This window comes from Microbacterium paraoxydans, from assembly GCF_900105335.1.
In the GTDB taxonomy this organism is placed as follows: domain Bacteria; phylum Actinomycetota; class Actinomycetes; order Actinomycetales; family Microbacteriaceae; genus Microbacterium; species Microbacterium paraoxydans.
Genome location: NZ_LT629770.1, coordinates 2,829,073 through 2,850,733 on the forward strand (window position 1 = coordinate 2,829,073; position 21,661 = coordinate 2,850,733).

Sequence of the window (21,661 nt, forward strand, 5' to 3'; positions counted from 1 at the left end):
GGGGTGGCCATGACGGACGACGACGACGTCGAGGAGCGCAGGGCCCTGCAGCGCAAGGCGTACGGGCCCGGCGGGGAGCTGACCGCCGCGGAGGCCGCCCGGCTGCGCGCGCTCGAGGATTCCCATCGGACACGCTCGGCGGGGCCGCCCGCGTCCGCGTCGATGACCGATCCCGTCCAGGAGACCCGGCCCCCCGGCCCTCCGCCGTCCTCCGGGGCCACGTCCGGTCCGCACGACGACGAACCTCCGGCCCCCGGCGGCGATTCCGCGATGCCGGAGGAGGAATCCGAGGAGGTCGCGACCGCCCGGACCGACTCCCCGACTCTCCGGGCGGGGCAGGGCCGTCTCCTCGGGACGCGCGTGCTCGCCGCGGTGGTGGTGCTGCTGCTCGGTGTCGGCATCGGCTGGTTGGCCTTCGGCCGGACCGGCGGAGCGGCCGTCGCCCTGAGCTCCACGCAGCAGCAGTGGCAGTCCGAGCTCGTCGCGTCCGGACGGTACGACGCCGGCTCGGTGCGTGCGCTCGCCACGGAGGACGACGCTGTCGTCTGGACGGCGACGCAGAACGGCGGCGCGAGCATCTGCCTGGTCCTCCGGTCGGCGGAGAGCACGACGCCGAGCTGCAATCGGCGCGAGACCGTGCAGGAGGAAGGCCTGTGGGGCGAGGTGACGACGCAGCGCGACGACGACTACACGCGCCAGATCATGGCTCAGCTGATCCTCACGCCCGACGGCGAACCGGCGGTGAGCGTCGACGTCTCGGAGTACGGTATCGGCGACGGCGGCGGCATCACCTATGCGAACGAGGCGGAGACCCGCGCAGCCGCGCGTCTGGTCGAGGAAGGGTTCGACCCGAACTCCATCTGGGTCGTCGGGTACGACGACGATGTCCCCATCTGGACGGCCTCCGCGCAGGATTCGGGGCGGCATTGTCTCGTCTACGACGGATCGACGGCCGACGCTCCGATGGCCTGCGAGGAGACCGAGACGCTGGCGGAGCACGACGGGCGGCTGCGGTTGCAGGTGACGGACGCGACGACCGGGCAGGTGACGACGTACGAGCTGCCGACCAGCGCCGGAGTGCCGTCCTTCACGATCATCCGCGAGGGGAGCGACGCCGGTGCGGGCGGAGACTGACGGAGAGGACGCCGCGGCAGCGGAGCGCCGGGCGCTGGAGCGCGCGGCGTACGGCCGCGACGGCGGGCTCGACGCCGCAGCGGCCCGTCGGCTTCAGGAGCTTCAGGAGGAACATCGTCGCTTGACCCCTTTCGCGCAGGACGAGCCGATGGAATCGCCATCCGCGGGCGATGACGCGCCGGAGTCCGTGACCGCTCGCCCGGCGCCGGAGGACGTGCCGGCCGCGGAGGACACCCCTCCGGCCACCCCGGACGACGTCTCCCGGACGGAGGCGTCGGCCGCGAACCGCCGCGGTCTCGTGCCGGTGCTCGTGGCGTCGGCGGCTCTCCTCGCGATCGGCGTGGGGGCCGGGTGGGCGCTGTTCGCCCCGCGGTCGGACGCGTTTCGCCTGACGGAGGCGCAGGAGGACCGGCGGATCGCACTCGCCGGTGAGGGCTACGACCCCGGCTCCGTGCGTCCGGTGGCGGAGGCGGAGGGCGCGCTCGCCTGGTTCGCCACGCAGGACGACGGGGCCAGCCGGTGTCTGATCCTCGACGTCGGCACGGACTCCCAGTCGACCTGTCTGGCGGGGGAGGAGGCGGGACCGGGCCTGTACGCCTCGCTCCCCGTCCCGTCCTCCGCAGCGGACGCCGAGGAGGACTCCTTCTCCTTCGACAGCGTGACGGCGGTCATGCTCTTCTCCACCACGGACGAGCCGATGGTGAGCATCCAGCGCTGGGGAGGCAGCTCCACGCTCGTCGCCCAGTTCGGCGAGGCGGAGCGCGCGAGGGCGGAGGAGCTCGTCGGGGACGGCTACGACCTCAACCTCTCCGTCCTCGGGTCCTTCCGCGAGCAGCCGGTCTGGCTCGGCGACCGCAGCACGGAGAGCGGGCCCTCCCAGCGCTGCCTGATCGTCGACGCGGACGGCTCACGCCAGTGCGCCACGATCGACGAAGCGGTGCAGTCCGGGCTCCGCGTACAGCTGCTCGACGTCGACCAGGAGACCGGGGAGCTGCTGTCGGCATCCGTCATCGAGGTGGACTTCACTCGCTGGCAGACGCCCTACCTCACCGTGACCTCGGGCCCGGCCGTGGTCGACGAAGCGACGGGCGAGTCGTACCTGGTGACCACCGGGCCGCCCGGGGATCCGATCCGCGTCGACATCCCGGGCCGGGAGCCGGAGGACTGACCGTCCTCAGTCCGCGGCGGGCACCCGGTCGGCGAGGATCGCGCGGCGCTGATCGCCGAATCGGGCGAGGATCAGGGTCGCCTCGGCATCGCCGCGGAGGGTCAGCTTGCGCCGGAAGGCCGCGGGATCGACGTCCACCCCGCGCTTCTTGATCTCGATGCGGCCGATGCCGTGGGTCTTCAGGGCGGCGTTGATCGTCTTCGGCGTGATCGGCAGCGTCTCCCGGACGCGGAAGGACTGCACGAACGGGCTCGTCAGGGCCGCATCGGAGGTGAGGTAGGCGATGCGCGCGTCGAGCATCCCTGCGTCCAGGCTGCGGGCGACGTCGCCGATGAGACGCGCCCGGATGACGGCGCCGTCCGGCTCGTGCAGGAAGGCCCCGAGTGCACGGACGGGAGCGTCCTCGGCGTCTGCGGCGCCGGTGAGCTCGTGCGAGCGCTCGCCGCGGATGACGAGTGCGGACCGCCGGACCCCTTCCCTCGCCAGCTCGCGCGACCACACCACGAGCTCGACGACGCTCCCGTCTGCGCTGACCCACTGCGTCTCCGCGTCCGTGGGCAGGGCGTCGCGGTCGTGGGCAGGGCCGAGCTTGATCCCGGTGGGGCGCTGCGCGGCGACCGCGAACGCCCAGTCGAGGGACGGCGAGTAGTCGTCGGCGGAGACGCGCTGGGTCTCGCTGTGCCCGGAGGTGCGGCGGGCGGGGTCCATCCAGATCGCCTGGCCGGGGACCGGTTCTCCGAGCGCGTCCTCCGCCGTGGCGTGCCGGACCGTGGCGTCGTCGCCGAACGGGGCGAGGTTGTAGGCGGCGAGGGCCGCGGTCACCTCGTCGGCGTCCACCGCATGGACCGCCAGTCCCGCGCCGGCGAACGCGAGGGCGTCGCCGCCGATCCCGCAGCCGAGGTCCGCGACGCTCGTGAGGCCGGCTCGGCGGATCCGCTGGGCGTGGCGGGCGGCCACGCCGAGGCGGGTGGCCTGCTCGAGGCCGGCGCGGGTGAAGAGCATGCGGGCGGCGAAGGGGCCGAACTTCGCCGTGGCCCTGGCGCGCAGGTGCGCCTGCCCGACGACGGCGGAGACGAGGTCGGGGGAGTGTCCCGCAGCCCGCAGCCGGGAGACGGCGGCTGCGGCCTCCGCGGTGGAGGTGACCGGCCCGAGCGCATCGAGCAGCTCCAGGCCGGCGGGGGTCAGCAGGGCGCGCAGCTCGGACATCTCCACCCTCCCAGCCTACGGCGCGCTCGCCGCCCCGACCCGGGTTGGCACTCGCATTGCATGAGTGCCAGCCGACCGCCTACACTGGCATTAGCACTCTCGGGTTGAGAGTGCGAACGAGTCTTTCGTGTCAGCGTCAAGAAAGAAGAGGTAGACCGTGTCGGTTTCCATCAAGCCGCTCGAGGACCGCATCGTCATCAAGCAGGTCGAGGCCGAGCAGACCACCGCGAGTGGCCTGGTCATCCCCGACACCGCCAAGGAGAAGCCCCAGGAGGGCGAGGTCGTGGCGGTCGGCCCCGGCCGTATCGACGACAACGGCAACCGCGTTCCGCTCGACGTCGCCGTCGGCGACCGCGTGCTCTACAGCAAGTACGGCGGCACCGAGGTGAAGTTCGGTGCAGACGAGTTCCTCGTCCTGTCGGCTCGCGACGTCCTGGCGGTCGTCGTCCGCTGATCGCACACCCGGTTCCCTCCGCTCGCCGGACGGGAACCCGGTCCGCAGAGGGCCCGGATGCTTCTGCATCCGGGCCCTCTTCTGCGTCCCGAACGGCGCGTCGCCCGGCGGCGCGGGCATAGGGTTGTGCGGTGACCCCCGAGACGAGCCGCGCCACCCGGACGGCGGGCGTCGCGTACGCCGGGAGCGCCTACCTGCTGTGGGGCGTCCTGCCGCTCTACTTCCTCCTGCTGCAGCCCACCGGTCCGTGGGAGGTCGTGGCCTGGCGGGTGCTGCTCTCCTTCGTCTTCTGTCTCCTGCTGCTCACGGTCACCCGAGGATGGGCCGCCTTCCTCGCGATCGTCCGGAGTCCGCGACTGCTGGGGTGGACGGCCCTGGCCGGCCTCCTCATCTACGTCAACTGGCAGGTGTTCGTCCTCGGCACGCTGAGCGGGAAAGTCGTGGAGACGGCGCTCGGCTACTTCATCAACCCGATCACGACCGTGCTGCTCGGCGTCTTCGTGCTCAAGGAGCGCCTCCGACGGCTGCAGTGGGTGGCCGTCGGCATCGCGGCCGCCGCGGTGGTCGTCATCGTCGTGGCGTACGGCGACGTCCCCTGGATCGCCTTGACGCTGACGGCCTCCTTCGGCCTGTACGGGCTCATCAAGAAGAAGATCGGCCCCGCCGTCGACGCGGTCAGCGGGCTGACGCTCGAGTCGTTCTGGCTGATCCCCATCGCGGTGGTGCAGCTCGTGATCGTGGCGACGACGCCCGTCGGACTCACGATGGGGACGGCGGGCTGGTCGCACGCCGTGCTGCTGGCGTTCGCGGGGGTGGCCACAGCCGTCCCCCTGCTGCTGTTCGCGGCCGGGACACGTCGGGTCGACCTCGCCGTGATCGGCATGCTGCAGTTCCTCACCCCGATCCTGCAGTTCGTGATCGGGGTCGCCGTGCTCCAGGAGCCGATGCCACCGGAGCGCTGGATCGGGTTCGTCCTGGTGTGGATCGCGATCGCGGTCTTCGTCGTCGATCTGCTCCTCGCCGCGCGGCGCGGCCGCCGGGACACCCCCGCCGCGGGGTTCTGATCCCGCCCGCTCGCAGGCGGAAACAGCGGTCCTGGATCGTTAACGCACCGAGATACTTGCCCCTCCTGCGCGCGGGGCGCACGCCCTAGTGTTAGAGCACCCGACTGTGGTCACCATCCACGTTCGTTTACGCAAGGGAGCATCATGAACGCACTGAAGGGCTCGCGCAGCGCGAGGATCTTCGCCGGGATCGCGCTGGTCAGCGCTTCCGCCCTCATCATCGCGGGCTGCAGCAGCACGCCGAACGCGGAGCCGTCGGACGGGGGTGGCGACAAGCCGGCCGCCGACCTGACGCTCAAGCTCGGTTCGCTGCTGCCGGCCACCGGCACGCTCGCGTTCCTGGGCGCGCCGATGGAGGCCGGTGTCCAGCTCGCCGTCAACCAGATCAACGAGGCCGACGCCGGCATCACGATCGACGTCAGCACGGCCGACGAGGGCGACCTCGACAACAAGGCCTACGAGACCTCCATCAACAACCTGCGCAACGACGACATCACCGCCATGATCGGCGCGGCGTCCTCCAGCGTCACCAAGCTGATCCTCGACGGCAACGCGGGCGCGGACATCCTCACCGTGTCCCCGTCGAACACCTCGCCGGACTTCACGGGCATCAATCCGCTGTACTTCCGGACCGCGCCGAGCGACAACCTCCAGGGCGAGGTCCTCGGCAACGAGATCGCCGAGGACGGCCACAAGACGCTGGGCATCATCTACCAGAACGACCCGTACGGCACGGGGCTGTTCGAGGCGATCAAGGCCACCTTCGAGAGCACCGGCGGCGAGGTCGTCGCCGACGCGTCGTACAACCAGGGTGACGGTCAGTTCAACGCGCAGGTCTCGGAGATCGCCGCGGCGAACCCGGACGCGGTCGCGGTCGTCTCCTACGACCAGTTCGCCACCATCGCGCCGCTGCTCGGCAACGCCGGGGTCGACACCGGGTCCCTGTACCTCGTCGACGGCAACCTCAAGGACTGGGGCTCGGACGTCTCGGTCAGCCTCGAGGGCTCGAAGGGCACCCGTGCCGGTGCTGAGCTGCCGCAGGACTTCCTCGACCAGCTGAACGAGGTCTGGACGGCCGAGGGCAACGACCCGATCGACGCCGTGACCTACTCGGCCGAGGCGTACGACGCTGTGGTGCTGATCGCCCTGGCGGCGCTGAAGGCCGGCTCGGTCGAGGGCCCGGACATCGCGGCCGAGATGATCACCGTCTCCGGCGGTGACGGCGACGGCGAGAAGTGCGACAACTTCGCCGATTGCGCCGCGATCATCAACGACGGCGGCACGCCGGACTACGACGGTCTCTCCGGCGAGATCACGTTCGACGAGAACAACGACCCGAAGGGTGCCGCGATCGGCGTCTACGAGTTCGACGCCGAGAACGTCACCTCGCGCATCAAGTAACGCAGCGACGACGAAGGCCCCGGATGCTTCGGCATCCGGGGCCTTCGTCGTACCAGGAACCGGCCTCAGGCGGCGTCGGTGCCGAGGGTGCCCAGGTAGAGGCCGATGACCTTCGGGTCGTTCAACAGCTCCCGGCCGGTGCCCTCGTAGGCGTCCTTGCCCTGGTCGAGCACGTATCCGCGGTCGCAGATCTGCAGGCACCGACGGGCGTTCTGCTCGACCATGATCGTCGTGACGCCCGCCTTGTTGATGTCGGAGACGCGGATGAAGGCGTCGTCCTGCCGCACGGGGGAGAGGCCGGCGGACGGCTCGTCGAGCAGCAGCACCGACGGGTCCATCATGAGAGCCCGCGACATGGCGACCATCTGCCGCTCGCCGCCGGAGAGCGAGCCGGCACGCTGCTTCAGACGCTTGCCGATCTCCGCGAAGATGCTGCTGACGAACTCGAGCCGCCCCGCGAAGATCTTCGGGTTCTGGTAGAGACCCATCTCCAGGTTCTCCTGGATGGTGAGCGACGGGAACACGTTGTTCGTCTGCGGCACGAAGGCCACACCGCGGCGCACGAGCTTGTCGGCCTTGAGGCCGACGATGCTCTCGCCTTTGACCGTGATGTCGCCTTCGCGGACGTTGACCATGCCGAAGATCGCCTTGAGGAGCGTCGACTTCCCGGCGCCGTTCGGGCCGATGATGCCGATGAGCTCGCCCTGGCGGGCGACGAGGTTCGCGCCGTTGAGGATGTTCACTCCCGGCAGGTAGCCGGCGTGCACGTCCTTCAGCTCGACGACCACGTCGTCGGCCGGGGCGGCGCTTTCGGCGGGGGTTGCGGTGCTCATGCCTTGTCCTCCTCGGCAGCGTCCTCGGCCTCGACCTCGGCCTCGACCTCGGTCTCGATCTGCTCGCGGATGCGCTCCGCGTCGGCGTCGGAGATCACCGGGAGACGGCCGGTGACGGCGCCCAGGTCCACGTCCTGGTGGGCACCCAGGTAGGCGTCCACCACCGCGGGGTCCTCCATGACGGTCTCCGGCGGCCCCTCGGCCACCACGCGCCCCTCGGCCATCACGACCACCCAGTCGGCGATGTGACGCACCATGTGCATGTCGTGCTCGACGAAGAGCACCGTCATCCCGAGGTCCTTGAGATCGAGGATGTGATCGAGGAGCGACTGGGTGAGGGCGGGGTTCACCCCGGCCATCGGCTCGTCGAGCATCACCAGGCTCGGGTCGCTCATGAGGGCCCTGGCCATCTCCAGCAGCTTGCGCTGCCCGCCGGAGAGCGACGCCGCGAAGTCCTGCTCTTTGGCGTCGAGCTTGAAGCGCACGAGGAGCTCGTGGGCGCGCTGCTCGATCTCCTGCTCCTGCTTGCGCCAGAGGAAGGGGAACAGCCCTGCCCAGAAGCCCTCGCCGCGCTGGTCCTTCGCGCCGAGCTTCATGTTCTCCAGCACGGTCAGCAGCGACAGCGATTTGGTGAGCTGGAAGGTGCGCACCTGTCCCATCCGGGCGACCTTGAACGACGGGATGCCGGACAGGTTCTTGCCGTCGTAGGACCACGTGCCGCTGTTGGGCTTGTCGAAGCCGCACAGGAGATTGAACAGCGTGGTCTTGCCGGCGCCGTTGGGGCCGATGAGCGCCGTGATGGCGCCGCGCGGGATCTCGAGGTGGTCGACGTCGACCGCCGTGAGGCCGCCGAAGCGCCGCTGCACGGCGTCCACGACGAGGATCGGGTCGACCTTCTTGACTCCGGGGGCGGCGGGACCCGCGGCGAGGCCGGTGGTCTTCGCGCGGGGAGCGCTCTTCGCGGGCGTGACGGCCGCGTCGTTCTCACTTGACAAAGGTCATCTCCCTCTTGTTCCCCAGGATGCCCTGCGGGCGGAACACGACGATGAGCATCAGCACGATGCCGATGAGGATATAGCGCACCACGTCGGCCTGAGCGCTCGTCATGGGCAGGTAGCCGGCCGTGGCCATCGCGGGGAGGAGCGCGCCGAGGAAGGCGAACACCACCCAGAACAGCACGGCGCCGAGCGTCGGGCCGAACACCGTGGCCGCGCCGCCGAGGAGCAGGATCGTCCACAGGAAGAACGTCAGCGACGTGGAGTAGCTGCCGGGGATGACCGCCGACGGCAGGACGAAGACGATGCCGCCGAGCGCACCGATCACGCCACCCACCACGAGTGCCTGCATCTTGTAGGCGAAGACGTTCTTGCCGAGCGAGCGCACGGCGTCCTCGTCCTCGCGGATGCCCTTGAGCACGCGACCCCAGGGGCTGCGCATGAGCGCCCAGACCACGAGGATCGTGAGAGCGAGGGTGAGCAGTCCGAACACCCGCACCCAGAGGTCGTTGGCGTTGTACGTCCACGGGCCGAAGCCGTAGGTCCCCGGGGGGAAGGGGTTCGCGTCGCGGAAGCTCTGGTGGTAGCCGGAGAGACCGCCGGCGGAGTTCGTCCAGTCCTTGAAGAGCTCGGTGACGAACATCAGGCGCACGACCTCCGCGGCCGCGATGGTCGCGATGGCCAGGTAGTCGGCGCGCAGCCGCAGCGTCGGGATGCCCAGCAGCAGGGCGAAGAGCGCGCCGCCGGTGATGCCGACGAGCACGCCCAGCCACCACGGGAAGCCGAAGGTGAGGATCGAGATCGCGTAGCCGTAGCCGCCGATCGCCATGAACGCCGCCATGCCGAAGTTGAGCAGACCCGTGTACCCGAAGTGCACCGCGAGGCCCGTGGCCGCGAGCGCGTAGGCGATCGTCGTCGGGCTGAACAGGTAGGAGGCGGTGTTGCCGAAGATGCTTCCGAAGTCCATGCGTCAGCCCAACCTTTCCTTGCGTCCGAGGATGCCCTGCGGTCGCACGAGCAGGATGATGATCAGCGCGACGAGGGCGCTGGCGTACTTGAGGTCGGTCGGCACCCCGAGGAGCGTCGAGACCTCGACCGCGAGGCCGACGATGATCGAGCCGATCAGGGCGCCGATCGCGGAGCCGAGACCGCCGAGCGTGATGGCGCAGAACATCAGCAGCAGCATCTGCATGCCCATGTCCCACTTCACGCCGGGGCGGAAGTACGCCCAGAGGATGCCGGAGATCGCGGCCAGGGTGCCGGCGAGGATCCAGACGACGCGGATGACCTTGTCCACGTCGATGCCGGAGGCGGCGGCGAGCTGCGGGTTATCCGAGATCGCCCTCGTCGCCTTCCCGATGCGGGTGCGGGTGAGGAAGAACGCGACGCCGAGGATCACGATGATGCTCGTGGCCATGCCGATCATGTCGATGTACGACAGGGAGATCGGACCGAGGCGGATCGGCTCCGGGCTCGCGCCGGGCAGCTGATAGGTGCTGCCGCCGATGATGTACTGCAGGCCGTAGCGCAGGGCCAGCGAGAGGCCGATGCTGACGATCATGAGCTGGACGACGCCCAGTCCGCGCCGACGCAGCGGCTTCCAGATGCCGGCGTCGAGCGCCCAGCCGAGTGCCGCGCCGCCGATGACCGCGGCGATGATGCCGGCCCACAGCGGGAGCTGCCAGAAGGAGGTGACGACGAGGGTGATCACCGCGCCCCACGTCACCATCTCGCCGTGCGCGAAGTTCGACAGCCGGGTCGTGCCGTAGATGAGCGCGGCGCCCATCGAGGCGAGCCCCAGCAGAAGCCCGAAGTTCAGGCCGCCCACCAGGCGCGACAGGAGCTGGTCGAGGAAGGAGACGGTCACCCGCTCTCCCTCGCCGAGGAAGAGGTTCACGATCTTCGTCCCGGTGAGCCCGAACTCCAGCTCGAATGAGGCGGTCGTGCCCGAGACGGGCTGGATCCCCTCGGGGAGCTGCGTCGCGTCGACGATCACGCCGTCCGGAAGCGTGGACTCGTCCACCGTGAGGGTGTACGTCTCCTTCTCCGGCACGTACAGGCGCCACTTGCCCTCGGCGTCGGTCTCGGTCTCGGCGTCGAAGCCGTTGCCCTCGATCGTCATCACGACTCCCTCGACGGGCTCGTCGCCGTCGGTGACGACCCCGGCGAAGTAGAAGTCGGTGACCTCCTGCCCGTCGTCCGTGGTCTCGGCGGAGGCCGCTGAGGGAGGGAGCAGGAGCGATGCCGCGAGCGCCATCAGGATTCCGAAGAAGGCGAAGGCCCAAGGGCGCTTTCGCGGTCCGGCGAGTGCTGTGGGTCCCACGCAACCTCCACTGTGAGTGCTGTCTCCGCGGGCTCGGGTCGAACCGCGGGGATGGACGACGCACTTGAGCGTAATGGGCGATCGGCGAATCACCTATCGTCCGGGCCAACGGTCCGGTAACGACAGGGCCCTGGGAATGTTCTCGGGCGTGTCTCGCTTAGAATCTCCATACGGGTCACGCCCGCGCACCGGCCGACGTCGACCCCCCCATTCGCACCCGGATCCGCGCCACTCGCGCAGGAGGAGATTCCATGGACCAGCACGATCCCTTCGGCTTCGTCGGACTGACCTACGATGACGTGCTGCTGCTCCCCGGGCACACCGACGTCATCCCCAGTGAGGCCGACACGTCGTCCCGGATCACCCGACGGATCTCCGTCGCGACGCCGCTGCTCTCCAGCGCGATGGACACGGTGACCGAATCCCGCATGGCGATCGCCATGGCCCGGGAGGGCGGCATCGGCATCCTGCACCGCAACCTCTCGATCGCCGACCAGGCCGCGCACGTCGACCGCGTGAAGCGCAGCGAGTCCGGCATGATCACCGACCCCATCACCACGACGCAGGACGCGACGGTGGAGGAGGTCGACGCCCTGTGCGCCAAGTACCGGATCTCCGGCCTCCCGGTCGTGGACGACGAGGGTCGCCTGGTGGGCATCATCACGAACCGCGACATGCGCTTCGTCTCCGGCTTCGAGCGTCAGAGCACGTTCGTCAAGGACGTCATGACGAGGGAGAACCTCGTCACCGCCCCCGTCGGCGTCGCGGCGGGCGAGGTCATCGCGCTGTTCGCGAAGCACCGCGTCGAGAAGCTGCCCCTCATCGACGAGGACGGCAAGCTCGCCGGCCTCATCACCATCAAGGACTTCGACAAGAGCGAGAAGTATCCGCTCGCCACCAAGGACGACCAGGGCCGCCTGCGGGTGGGCGCGGCGATCGGCTTCTTCGGCGACGCGTGGGAGCGCGCCGAGGCCCTCCGCGACGCCGGAGTGGACGTGCTCGTCGTCGACACCGCCAACGGGCAGTCGCAGGGCGTGATCGACCTCGTCAAGCGCCTCAGGGCCGACGAGTCGTTCGCGCACATCGACGTCATCGGCGGCAACGTCGCCACCCGCGAGGGCGCGCAGGCGCTGGTGGACGCGGGCGTGGACGCGGTCAAGGTGGGCGTGGGTCCCGGCTCGATCTGCACGACCCGCGTGGTCGCCGGTGTCGGCGTGCCGCAGGTCACGGCCGTCTACGAGGCATCGCTCGCGGCGCGCCCCGCCGGCGTCCCGGTGATCGCCGACGGCGGCCTGCAGTACTCGGGCGACATCGCGAAGGCGCTCGTCGCCGGTGCTGACGCCGTGATGCTCGGCTCGCTGCTCGCCGGCACCGACGAGTCGCCGGGCGAGATCGTCTTCCAGTCGGGCAAGCAGTTCAAGCAGTACCGCGGGATGGGCTCGCTCGGCGCCATGCAGACGCGCGGCAAGCAGACCTCCTACTCGAAGGACCGCTACTTCCAGGCCGACGTGCCCAGCGACGACAAGCTGATCCCGGAGGGCATCGAGGGCCAGGTGCCCTACCGCGGCCCGCTCTCGGCCGTCGCGTACCAGCTCGTCGGCGGCCTGCGGCAGTCGATGTTCTACGTCGGCGCCCGCACCATCGAGGAGCTCAAGCAGCGCGGCAAGTTCGTGCGCATCACCTCGGCCGGGCTCAAGGAGTCGCACCCGCACGACGTGCAGATCGTCGTCGAGGCGCCGAACTACAAGAAGTGACCGCGACCCCCGCAGGGGGACGCACGAGGGGCCGGATGCGCTGCATCCGGCCCCTCGTCGTTCGCGGTGCGGTCAGCCGCAGCGGTAGGTGACGCCGCCGACGTCCCAGACCCCGGGGCCGAGCTCGGCGCACGTCCCGATCACGCCGGCCAGCACGGTCGCCAGCAGGATGATGCCGATGATCGCGAAGATCGTCAGGACGGCGCCGACGATGATGCCGGCGATCGCGATGCCCTTGGGGGCCTTCGCCTTGCCGAGCTGCACGGCGGCGATGATGCTGAGGATGAGGCCGACCGGCGGCAGCAGGAACGCCAGCACGAGGCCGATGATCGACAGCACCCGTCCTGGGGGCGACGTCGGCACGTCCTGCGCGTAGGGGGTGCCGGGTAGGGGAGCGGAGGCGGCGGGATACGGCGAGGGCGTGCCGCCGGGAGGTGGCGGGTTGTACGGCGGCGGGGCGTCGGGCGGCGGTGTATCGGTCATGATCTCTCCTCGGTTCCGGTCGTAGCCCAGAGCGTAGCGACGGCGGGCCGGGCATGCCATCCCCCTTTCGCGGCCGGCGGGCCGCGCGTACGGTGCCGGTATGTGCCGGAACATCGTGCCTCTGAACAACCTCGAGCCCGCGGCCACCGACGAGGAGTGCCGCGAGGCTGCGCTCCAGTTCGTCCGCAAGATCTCCGGGACGACGGCGCCGTCGCGGGCGAACCGTGAGGTCTTCGATCGCGCGGTGGCCGAGATCGCCGTGGCCACGCGGCGGCTGCTCGATGACCTCGTGACCGCGGCGCCGCCCAAGAACCGCGAGGAGCAGGCGGCGAAGAGGCGGGCGCGATCGGCGGAGCGGTACGAGGCGATCCGGCTCTACCAGGAGGAGAAGCGGGCGGCGCGCGCGGGCTGAGCGCTGCGGGCCGGGGGTGGAGCCCTGTGCCAGAATCGACGTACCCCGCTCGACTTTCCCTGCGGCCCGGTGATGAAGGCACCGCGGTCGCACCGCCGAATCCCCTCGGCAGGGAATCTCCCCAAGGAGAGCTGTACATGGCTGAGGTCCCCCCTCGCATCCTCGTCGTCGACGACGACCACGACGTCGCCCTGCTTGTGAAGACCGTCCTGGAACGGCGTGCGGGCTGCGTCGTCGATCTCGCGGACGACGGCCGGTCGGCGCTCGAGAAGGCCGCGGCGGTGAAACCCGACGTGGTCGTCACCGACATCGAGATGCCGGGACTCGGTGGTCTGGAGCTGCTCGCGGAGCTGCGCCGCGTCATGCCCACCGTGCCGGTCATCGTCATGACGGCGCACGTCTCGGTCGAGTACGCGGTGTCCGCGCTCCGGGCGCAGGCCGACGAGTTCCTCACCAAGCCGCTCGACAACGCCCGGCTCGTGGAGTCGGTCACCCGGCTCGTCGAGGAGTCCCGGCGCCGGAAGGCGGAGGCGAGGACCGGTGAGGTCGTCCTCGCGATCGGAGCGCACCCGGACGACGTCGAGATCGGTGTCGGCGGCATCCTCGCAGCCCATGCCGCCGCCGGCGATCGCATCACCATCCTCACGCTCTCCCGCGGAGCGCGCGGCGGTGATGCCGACAGCCGCCAGCACGAGTCCCTCGCCGCCGCCGAGCAGCTGGGTGCCCGGCTGTTCGTGAAAGACCTCGTCGACACCGAGATCTCCGGCGGCGGGTCGACCGTCCGCCTCATCGAGGAGGTCGTGCAGGAGATCCAGCCGACCATCGTCTACACGCACTCGCACCACGACCGCCACCAGGATCACCGCGCGGTGAACGAGGCGACGATCGTCGCGACACGCCGCGTCGGCACGGTCGCGTGCTACCAGAGCCCCTCCGCGACCATCGACTACCGGCCCACGCGCTTCGTCCGCATCGACCGCTTCCTCGACGACAAGCTGCGGCTGCTGGAGTGCTTCCAGTCCCAGGCAGCCGCGAACCGGGAGTACCTCGCGCCGGAGTTCGTCACGGCCACCGCCCGCTACTGGTCGCGGTTCGGCGGCGGCGTGGCCGTCGAGCCGCTGGAGGTCGTGCGCGAGACCGCCGAGTTCATCGGCGCCCATGAACTGACCCGACGGGAGAGCTGATGACGAAGCGCGTACTGGTCACCGGAGCCGGGGGCCCCGCCGGAGTCGCGGTGATCCGCTCCCTGCTGCGACGGTCCGATCTGAAGGTCTTCGCGGCCGACATGGACGGCTGGGCGAGCGGCCTCTACCTCGTTCCGCCGGCGCAGCGTCGTCTGGTTCCCCCGGGGCGGGACGCGGACTTCGTGCCGGCGATCGCGCGGATGGTCGCCGAGGACGGTCTCGACCTCGTGATCTCCACCGTCGACGTGGAGCTGATAGCGCTCGCGGACCGCCGGGACGAGCTGGCCCCGGCCGTCCTCGCCGCGCCGCCCGCCGACACGCTGCACACCGCCCTCGACAAGCTCGCCCTCGCGGAGCGCTGCGCGCCGACCGGTCGTGTGCCGCGCACCGTGCTCGCCGGCCCGGACGCCGCGGAGGTCGCGTGGGAGTTCCCCGTGTTCGCCAAGCCCCGGCAGGGCGCGGGCAGCCGCGGCGTGCGCCTCGTCCCCGACGCGGACGCGCTCGCCGCCCTCCCCACGGATGAGGGGCTGATCGTGCAGGACTTCCTCCCGGGCGAGGAGTACTCGGTCGATGTGATCGCCGACGCCTCCGGCGGCGTGGTCGCCGCGGTGCCGCGCACCCGTGCCCGCGTGGACTCCGGGGTCGCGATCGCCGGCCGCACCCTCCGCGACCCCGAGCTCGAGGAGACCGCCGCCGCCATCGCGCGGGCGATCGGCCTGGTCGGCGTCGCCAACGTGCAGCTCCGCCGCGATCGCGACGGGCGCGCCGTGCTGCTCGAGGTCAACCCGCGCTTCCCCGGCGCGCTCCCGCTGACGATCGCCGCCGGAGTCGACATCCCGTCGCTCGTCGCCGACCTCTTCCTCGGCCGGGAGATCCCGGTGCAGGTGCCCTTCCGTGAGGTCGCCTCCGTGCGCTTCCTGGAGGACGTGATCGTCGAGGTCGACGACGTGCTCGTGTCGGCGCACGCCGGTCACCAGGAGGAGCTGTGAGTCATCCCGCGCTGCGCGGAGACCACCACGTCCACTCCACGTTCTCCGACGACGCGGTCTCCACGCTGGAGGAGAACGTCGCCGCGGCTGCGGCCGTCGGTCTCGACACCGTCCGTCTCGTCGACCACGTGCGGCAGACCACGACTTGGGTGCCGGAGTACCTCGCCGCCGTCCGCCGGCTGGACGTCCCGGACGGATTGACGGTGCTCACCGGCGTCGAGGCGAAGATCCTCGACGCCTCGGGCGCGCTCGACATCCCGGCGCTTCCGGCGGGCATCGACCGGATCCTCATCGCCGATCATCAGTTCCCCGGTGTGGACGGGCCGCTCGGACCCACCGCGGTCCGCGAGCGCATCGCCGCGGGCTGGGCGCCGGCCGACGTCCTCGACCAGTTCGTGGACGCCGTCGTCGCGACCATGCGCCGCCATCCGGGCAACCAGCTCGCGCACTGCTTCTCGATCCTGCCGAAGATCGGTCTCGCGGAGGAGGAGCTCGGGGTCGAGCGCCTCGACGCGTGGGCGCGAGCCGCCGCGGAGACGGACACGCTCGTCGAGGTCAACGAGAAGTGGGTGTGCCCCGGCGCGGAGGCGCTGAACGCCCTGGAGCGCGCGGGCGCCGGCATCGTGGCCTCCACCGACAGCCACGTGGCCGCAGACGTCGGCCGGTACTCCCGCATCGTCCCGCTGCTCACAGGGACGGAAGGACGCTGATGCCCGAACTGACCTGGATCGAGACGGTCGTCGTCGTCATCCTCCTGCTGTGCGTGCTGATCGGCACGCTGCCGGTCGTCAACACCGGTCTGCAGTTCCTCATGCTGCCGCTGCACGCCTTCCGCAATCACTACGGCAAGGCCGCCCCGTACCACCCGAACGTGGCGGTGGTCATCCCGGCGTGGAACGAGGGCCTGGTGATCGGCCCCGCGATCGAGCGGCTGCTCCAGCTCGAGTACCCCGCCGAACGCCTTCGGGTGTTCGTCGTCGACGATGCCTCCACGGACGACACCCCGGCGATCGTGCAGCAGAAGGCGGCGACCCACCCGGGGCGGGTCGTCCACCTGCGGCGCGAGAAGGGCGGGGAAGGCAAGGCACACACGCTGAACCACGGCCTCGACGTCGTGCTCGCCGACCCGTGGACCGAAGCGGTGCTCATCATGGACGCCGACGTGATCTTCGCGCGGGACTCCCTGCGCAAGCTCACCCGGCACCTCGCCGACGAGGAGGTCGGGGCCGTCACGGCCTACATCGCGGAGGGCAGCAGGGACCGCAACTACCTCACCCGGTTCATCGCGATCGAGTACGTCATCGGCCAGCTCTCGGCACGGCGCACGCAGAACGTCGGGGGAGCGATCGCCTGCCTCGCCGGGGGCGCCCAGCTGCATTCCCGCGCGAACCTCGAGGCGATCGGCGGACGCATCCCGACGGGCACGCTCGCCGAGGACACCATGACGACCTTCGAGAGTCAGCTCCACGGACGCCGGATGGTGTTCGAGCCGCACGCCGTGGTGCTCGCCGAGGAGCCGCGGACGATCGACAGTCTCTGGAAGCAGCGGCTGCGCTGGGCGCGCGGCAACGTGCAGCTCACCTCGATCTACAAGAGGCTCTGGTTCCGTCCGAGTCGCGACCACAACCTGGGCAGCATCCCCTTCGGGCTGGCCTGGTTCACGATCCTGCTGATGCCGGCGCTCCTGCTCCTCGCCGCCACCGCGATGATCGTCCTCCTGCTCCTGCACAGCGACGTCGCGGAGTTCGTGTTCCGGTTCATGTGGATCGCCGCGGCGGCCATCTACATCTTCTCGATGCTCTACTCCGTCCAGCTCGATCCGCGCATCGGGCGGCAGTCGTGGCGCGAGGCGATCATGTTCCCGGGACTCGGGGCGCTGATCCTCATGGCCCTGGCGCTGTTCCCCTGGGCCCTGGACGGCCTGATCGGCGCGGCCGGGCAGGAGTCGACGGAGCAGACGCGTGTGCTGTGGCTGCTGGCGTTCGCCCTCTGGGGGCCGGTGTCGATGCTCGGCATCTGGCTCGCGCGAGCGGTCGAGCCGCTTCCGGCCGGACGCTTCTTCGCGGGCCTGCTGCTCTACATCTGCGGCTACGGATCGCTGCTGTGCGCGATCACCGCCGACTCGTACCTCAAGGAGTGGCGTCGCGCGGACGCCTCCTGGATCAAGACCGAGAAGATCGGACGGGTCGACTCATGACCGACGCACCATCACACGACGCCGAGGTGGAGGAGATCGCGGCCGACGCCCGGAAGGAGCGCCGCCTCATCCCGCAGGCGCTCATCTCCCTCGCCGTCGTGGTCGTGATCGTCGTCGTCCGAGAGCTGCTCCTGCGATGACCGGACGACCGCTCGCCCTGGTCGTCGAGGACGCTCCGGATCAGGCGACCCTGCTGGGTCGGTACCTCGATCGCGAGGGCTTCGACGTGTTCGTCGCGTCCGATGCCGAGTCTGCGATCGCCGCCTTCCCGGACATCCACCCCAGGGTCGCCGTCCTGGACCTGCTGCTCCCCGGCATCTCCGGGCAGGCCTGCTGCCGGCTGATCCACGAACGCTTTCCGGAGTGCTTCCTCATCGTCAGCTCGGTGCTGGACGTCGCCGAGTACCCGCCGGCGGACGCGGCCCTGCCGAAGCCGATCACCGGGGCCGACCTGCATCGCGCCGTGGAACGGGTTCCGCGATGAGGGCGACACCGCTGGAGCGCGCCGAGAACCGCTGGTACCGGGTCATCGACAACCCGAACCCGATCGTCAAGCAGATCCCGACGCTCGTCGCCGCCGCGATCGCAGGCGTGATGACCTGGGCCATCCCCAGCCTGCCGTTCACCGATGTCGCCCTCGCCCTGGCCGGCCTCGCGATCGTCCTCGTCGCGACGCTCCACGCCGGAGTGCTCAGCGCGTTGCACATCCGGGAGGGCTGGATCGTGCTCCTGGTCCCGATGGTCGACATCCTGGGGCTGGGGCTCTTCCGCGCCGGGACGGGAGGCGCGGCCTCGCTCTTCAGCTCGCTCGTGCTGCTCCCCGTGATCTGGATCGCGGCGGCGCCAGGAATCCGCTGGGTCTTCGTCGTCGGCGCGTTCACGTCGCTCGCGCTGCTGATCCCCTACGTCATCGAACCGCCGACGAACGCGGTCGTGTGGCTCCGCGGCGTCGTCGGTCCTCTCGTCTTCGCGGCCGTCGCGGCCGTGGTGAACGAGCTCTCCCGGCAACAGCGCCTGCGGGTGCAGCAGGCGGAGGAGCTGGTCACGGAGCGGACCAAGGCGCTGTCCGAGAACGTCTCGATGATCGTGCAGCTGCGACAGAAGGAGCACGAGTACCGCGTGCTGCTCGACTCGTTCGAGGGCCTGTGGGCGTCGATCACCGCGCAGGCCGTGATCGGCACCGATCGCGAGGGGCGCGTCACGGCGTGGAACCCCGGGGCCGTCCGCCTGCTCGGGCTCTCTCACGACGAGGCTCTCGATGACGTGCGCGTCGATCGCTTCTTCTCGTCGTCGGCGTTGACCATGCTGGCCGAGGACACCGCCGCACGCGAAGGGGATGCAGGGGCGGCGAGCGATCCGACCGCGCGCACCGGCGTCTCGGACGGGCTCCGGGAGCTCTTCGCCCAGGCGGATGCCGGGCATACCGTCGACGGCGACATCGAGGTCAGGACCGCGGGCGGCACGACGGTACCCGCCCGGGTGACCGTGACGCCGCACAAGGATCCGTCCGGCGCGCAGCAGGGCTACCTGTTCGTGCTCACCGATGAGACGAGAGCCGTCGAGGTCGCGCGCATGAAGGACGAGTTCGTGGGGATGATCTCCCATGAGCTGCGGACGCCGCTGAGCGCGATCATCGGCTTCCTCGACCTGCTGCAGAACGATCCGGGTCAGCCGCTGACCGAGGACCAGCAGGAGTTCGTCGGCATCATCGAGCGCAATGCGAAGCGCCTGCTGAACCTCGTCGGCGACCTGCTCTTCACGGCGCAGGTGGAGTCGGGGCGCTTCCCTTTGGAGCGGGACGAGGCGGACGTCGCGGCGCTCGTGCGTTCGGCCGTGGCCTCGGCGGGACCGCACGCGCAGCGCGAGGGGATCGAGCTGGACCTGCAGGTCGGCGACGAGCCGATCCCGCTGCTCGTCGATCCCGGACGCCTCGGGCAGGCCGTGGACAACCTCCTCTCGAACGCCATCAAGTTCACCCCGCGCGGGGGTCGGGTGACGGCCGCCGTGCGTCGCCTCGACGGCGGGGTGCAGGTCGCCGTCGCCGACACCGGGGTCGGGATCCCGCAGGACGAGCAGCGCATGCTCTTCACCCGGTTCTTCCGGGCCTCGACGGCCACCCGCAACGCCGTGCCGGGCGTGGGGCTGGGTCTCACGATCACGCGGGCGATCGTGCTGGCCCACGGCGGCTCCATGGACGTGACCAGCGAGGAGGGGGTGGGCACCGAGTTCCGGTTCTTCCTCCCGGCGGCACCCAAGACCGAGGTGCTGCAGACGCTCAGCCGCGCGGACTGATAGCCTGGTCGGCTCGCTGTCCGCGGGCGGAAGGACGGCCACGCCTGTGGGGTACATCGACGCATCCGGGATCTCGCTGACGCTTCCCGACGGCAGACCGCTTCTCGACGAGGTGTCGTTCCGTGTCGGGGCGGGGTCGACCAGCGCTCTCATCGGGCCCAACGGGGCGGGGAAGACGACGCTGCTGCGGATCATCCGCGGCGAGCAGTCGGCCGACGACGGGGTCGTGACCATCGACGGCGGCCTCGGCGTCATGGACCAGTTCGTCGGACACGGCGAGCCCGGCCAGACCGTGCACGAGCTGCTCGTGCGGGTGGCTCCCACCCGCGTCCGTTTCGCCGCGCAGGCGCTGGAGGCGGCGGAGAACGCCCTCATCGACCGCGACGAGCACGACACCCAGATGGCCTACGCCTCCGCGATCGCCGAGTACGCGGACGCCGGCGGCTACGAGCACGAGACCGTGTGGGATCAGTGCACCGTGGCGGCGCTCGGCGTGCCGTTCGAGCGGGCGCGCTACCGCGAGCTCACCTCCCTCTCCGGAGGCGAGCAGAAGCGGCTCGCCCTGGAGGCGCTGCTGCGCGGCCCGGACGAGGTGCTCCTGCTCGACGAGCCGGACAACTACCTCGACGTGCCGACCAAGCGGTGGCTCGAGGAGCGGCTGCGCGCCACCGACAAGACCGTGCTGCTGGTCTCGCACGACCGCGAGCTCCTCGCCAGGGCCGCCGATCGGCTGATCACGCTGGAGCCCGGCGCGGCGGGGTCGACCGCCTGGGTGCACGGCGGGAGCTTCGCCACCTACCACCAGGCGCGCACCGACCGGATGGACCGGCTCGACGAGCTGCGCCGGCGGTGGGACGAGCAGCACGAGAAGCTCCGCGTCCTCGTCGCGAACCTCAAGGTCAAGGCGTCCGCCAACGACGGCTTCGCGTCCCGCTACCAGGCGGCGCAGACGCGGCTACGGAAGTTCGAGGAGGCGGGCCCGCCGGAGGAGCGGCCCCCGGCGCAGGAGTTCGACATGCGCCTCCGCGGTGCCAGGACCGGCAAGCGGGCCGTCGTCGCGGACCGTCTGGAGCTGACCGGCCTCATGCGTCCGTTCGACACCGAGATCTGGTACGGCGACCGCGTCGGCGTGCTCGGCTCCAACGGCTCGGGCAAGTCGCACTTCCTGCGGCTGTTGGCCCTCGGCGGGACCGACCCGGATCCGTCCCTCGGGCACGTGACCGCGGTCGCGGAGGAGCTCAGCCCGGTCGCGCACGCCGGTCGCGCGGTGCTCGGCGCCCGCGTGGTGCCAGGGCTCTTCGCACAGACCCACGCGCATCCGGAGTTCGTCGGCCGCACCCTGCTCGAGATCCTGCACCGCGGGGACGACCTCCGAGACGGGATGCCCCGCGACGCGGCGAGCTCGGCCCTGGACAGGTACGGCCTCGTGCGTCAGGCGCAGCAGCCGTTCGAATCGCTCTCCGGCGGACAGCAGGCGCGGTTCCAGGTGCTCCTGCTCGAGCTCTCCGGCGCGACTCTGCTCCTCCTCGACGAGCCCACCGACAACCTCGACCTCGAGTCGGCCGAGGCGCTGGAGGAGGCGCTCGGACGCTTCGAGGGCACGGTGGTCGCGGTCACGCACGACCGGTGGTTCGCGCGCTCCTTCGACCGGTTCCTCGTGTTCGGAACGGACGGCGAGGTCTACGAGTCCGACGAGCCGGTGTGGGACGAGCGGCGGGTGGCCCGTGCGCGCTGACCGCCGCGGAGGCCGCCGGGCGCCGGGTAGGCTGGAC

General features: G+C 70.6%; 21 protein-coding genes. 15 read left to right on the forward strand and 6 right to left on the reverse strand.

The annotated features are described in order from the left end of the window. Window positions 1-9: 9 nt before the first annotated feature. Window positions 10-1,134, forward strand: a complete 1,125-nt coding sequence (locus BLU02_RS13935) for a hypothetical protein (RefSeq protein ID WP_060923330.1) — start codon at window positions 10-12, stop codon at window positions 1,132-1,134. Beyond that, the gene (locus BLU02_RS13940; RefSeq protein ID WP_060923331.1) at window positions 1,118-2,302 is read left to right on the forward strand and encodes a hypothetical protein; all 1,185 of its coding nucleotides are present in this window, start codon (window positions 1,118-1,120) and stop codon (window positions 2,300-2,302) included. The genes BLU02_RS13935 and BLU02_RS13940 overlap by 17 nt, the downstream gene beginning before the upstream one ends. 6 nt (window positions 2,303-2,308) lie before the next feature. Here BLU02_RS13940 and BLU02_RS13945 read toward each other — a convergent pair whose 3' ends face one another. Then, complete coding sequence (locus BLU02_RS13945; RefSeq protein ID WP_083371018.1) at window positions 2,309-3,514, reverse strand: THUMP-like domain-containing protein; 1,206 nt, start codon at window positions 3,512-3,514, stop codon at window positions 2,309-2,311. A gap of 151 nt (window positions 3,515-3,665) precedes the next feature. On the opposite strand from BLU02_RS13945, the gene groES reads away from it, so the two are divergent. The 3 genes from groES (at window position 3,666) to BLU02_RS13960 (ending at window position 6,427) form a co-directional block, all read left to right on the forward strand. Then, window positions 3,666-3,962 carry a co-chaperone GroES gene (gene groES / locus BLU02_RS13950; protein WP_017203655.1) on the forward strand — a complete coding sequence of 99 codons (297 nt, stop codon included), beginning with the start codon at window positions 3,666-3,668 and terminating at the stop codon, window positions 3,960-3,962. Between the two features lie 131 nt (window positions 3,963-4,093). Then, window positions 4,094-5,026: an EamA family transporter RarD gene (rarD, locus tag BLU02_RS13955; RefSeq protein ID WP_060923112.1), complete on the forward strand. Its 933-nt coding sequence runs from the start codon at window positions 4,094-4,096 to the stop codon at window positions 5,024-5,026. A 144-nt stretch (window positions 5,027-5,170) separates the two neighbouring features. Beyond that, window positions 5,171-6,427 carry an ABC transporter substrate-binding protein gene (locus BLU02_RS13960; RefSeq protein WP_060923111.1) on the forward strand — a complete coding sequence of 419 codons (1,257 nt, stop codon included), beginning with the start codon at window positions 5,171-5,173 and terminating at the stop codon, window positions 6,425-6,427. Between the two features lie 65 nt (window positions 6,428-6,492). Here the strand turns inward: BLU02_RS13960 and BLU02_RS13965 are convergent, their stop codons facing one another. From BLU02_RS13965 to BLU02_RS13980, 4 genes are read right to left on the reverse strand one after another with little or no spacing between them, the layout of a single operon-like run. Continuing rightward, a complete protein-coding gene (locus tag BLU02_RS13965) occupies window positions 6,493-7,260 on the reverse strand; it encodes an ABC transporter ATP-binding protein (protein WP_060923110.1) in 768 nt (255 codons plus the stop codon). After that, a complete protein-coding gene (locus BLU02_RS13970; RefSeq protein ID WP_060923109.1) occupies window positions 7,257-8,255 on the reverse strand; it encodes an ABC transporter ATP-binding protein in 999 nt (332 codons plus the stop codon). The genes BLU02_RS13965 and BLU02_RS13970 overlap by 4 nt, the downstream gene beginning before the upstream one ends. Then, window positions 8,245-9,222 carry a branched-chain amino acid ABC transporter permease gene (locus BLU02_RS13975; protein ID WP_025103732.1) on the reverse strand — a complete coding sequence of 326 codons (978 nt, stop codon included), beginning with the start codon at window positions 9,220-9,222 and terminating at the stop codon, window positions 8,245-8,247. The genes BLU02_RS13970 and BLU02_RS13975 overlap by 11 nt, the downstream gene beginning before the upstream one ends. Before the next feature lie 3 nt (window positions 9,223-9,225). Continuing rightward, window positions 9,226-10,512, reverse strand: a complete 1,287-nt coding sequence (locus BLU02_RS13980; RefSeq protein ID WP_060923108.1) for a branched-chain amino acid ABC transporter permease — start codon at window positions 10,510-10,512, stop codon at window positions 9,226-9,228. 317 nt (window positions 10,513-10,829) lie between these two features. On the opposite strand from BLU02_RS13980, the gene guaB reads away from it, so the two are divergent. Further along, window positions 10,830-12,332, forward strand: a complete 1,503-nt coding sequence (gene guaB / locus BLU02_RS13985; RefSeq protein ID WP_060923107.1) for an IMP dehydrogenase — start codon at window positions 10,830-10,832, stop codon at window positions 12,330-12,332. A 72-nt stretch (window positions 12,333-12,404) separates the two neighbouring features. Here guaB and BLU02_RS17455 read toward each other — a convergent pair whose 3' ends face one another. Then, a complete protein-coding gene (locus tag BLU02_RS17455; protein ID WP_157547061.1) occupies window positions 12,405-12,815 on the reverse strand; it encodes a DUF4190 domain-containing protein in 411 nt (136 codons plus the stop codon). A gap of 100 nt (window positions 12,816-12,915) precedes the next feature. Here BLU02_RS17455 and BLU02_RS13995 point away from each other — a divergent pair, with 100 nt between their 5' ends. The 9 genes from BLU02_RS13995 (at window position 12,916) to BLU02_RS14030 (ending at window position 21,624) form a co-directional block, all read left to right on the forward strand. Continuing rightward, window positions 12,916-13,227 (forward strand): DUF2277 domain-containing protein, encoded by a 312-nt coding sequence (locus BLU02_RS13995; RefSeq protein WP_060923105.1) that lies wholly within the window; start codon window positions 12,916-12,918, stop codon window positions 13,225-13,227. Between the two features lie 137 nt (window positions 13,228-13,364). Beyond that, a complete protein-coding gene (locus BLU02_RS14000) occupies window positions 13,365-14,411 on the forward strand; it encodes a response regulator (protein WP_060923104.1) in 1,047 nt (348 codons plus the stop codon). Then, a complete protein-coding gene (locus BLU02_RS14005; RefSeq protein ID WP_083371019.1) occupies window positions 14,411-15,400 on the forward strand; it encodes an ATP-grasp domain-containing protein in 990 nt (329 codons plus the stop codon). The genes BLU02_RS14000 and BLU02_RS14005 overlap by 1 nt, the downstream gene beginning before the upstream one ends. Continuing rightward, entirely contained in the window at window positions 15,397-16,110 is a 714-nt protein-coding gene (locus tag BLU02_RS14010) for a PHP domain-containing protein (protein WP_060922048.1), read from the forward strand. Before BLU02_RS14005 ends, BLU02_RS14010 begins: the two co-directional genes overlap by 4 nt. Continuing rightward, a complete protein-coding gene (locus BLU02_RS14015) occupies window positions 16,110-17,597 on the forward strand; it encodes a glycosyltransferase family 2 protein (RefSeq protein ID WP_060922047.1) in 1,488 nt (495 codons plus the stop codon). The genes BLU02_RS14010 and BLU02_RS14015 overlap by 1 nt, the downstream gene beginning before the upstream one ends. Continuing rightward, window positions 17,594-17,737 (forward strand): hypothetical protein, encoded by a 144-nt coding sequence (locus BLU02_RS17460; protein WP_157524008.1) that lies wholly within the window; start codon window positions 17,594-17,596, stop codon window positions 17,735-17,737. Before BLU02_RS14015 ends, BLU02_RS17460 begins: the two co-directional genes overlap by 4 nt. Further along, window positions 17,734-18,081, forward strand: a complete 348-nt coding sequence (locus BLU02_RS14020; protein ID WP_060922046.1) for a response regulator — start codon at window positions 17,734-17,736, stop codon at window positions 18,079-18,081. The genes BLU02_RS17460 and BLU02_RS14020 overlap by 4 nt, the downstream gene beginning before the upstream one ends. After that, entirely contained in the window at window positions 18,078-19,889 is a 1,812-nt protein-coding gene (locus tag BLU02_RS14025) for a sensor histidine kinase (RefSeq protein ID WP_060922045.1), read from the forward strand. The genes BLU02_RS14020 and BLU02_RS14025 overlap by 4 nt, the downstream gene beginning before the upstream one ends. A 46-nt stretch (window positions 19,890-19,935) precedes the next feature. Continuing rightward, window positions 19,936-21,624, forward strand: coding sequence for an ABC-F family ATP-binding cassette domain-containing protein (locus BLU02_RS14030; RefSeq protein ID WP_060922044.1), 1,689 nt, complete (start codon window positions 19,936-19,938; stop codon window positions 21,622-21,624). Window positions 21,625-21,661 lie beyond the last annotated feature (37 nt).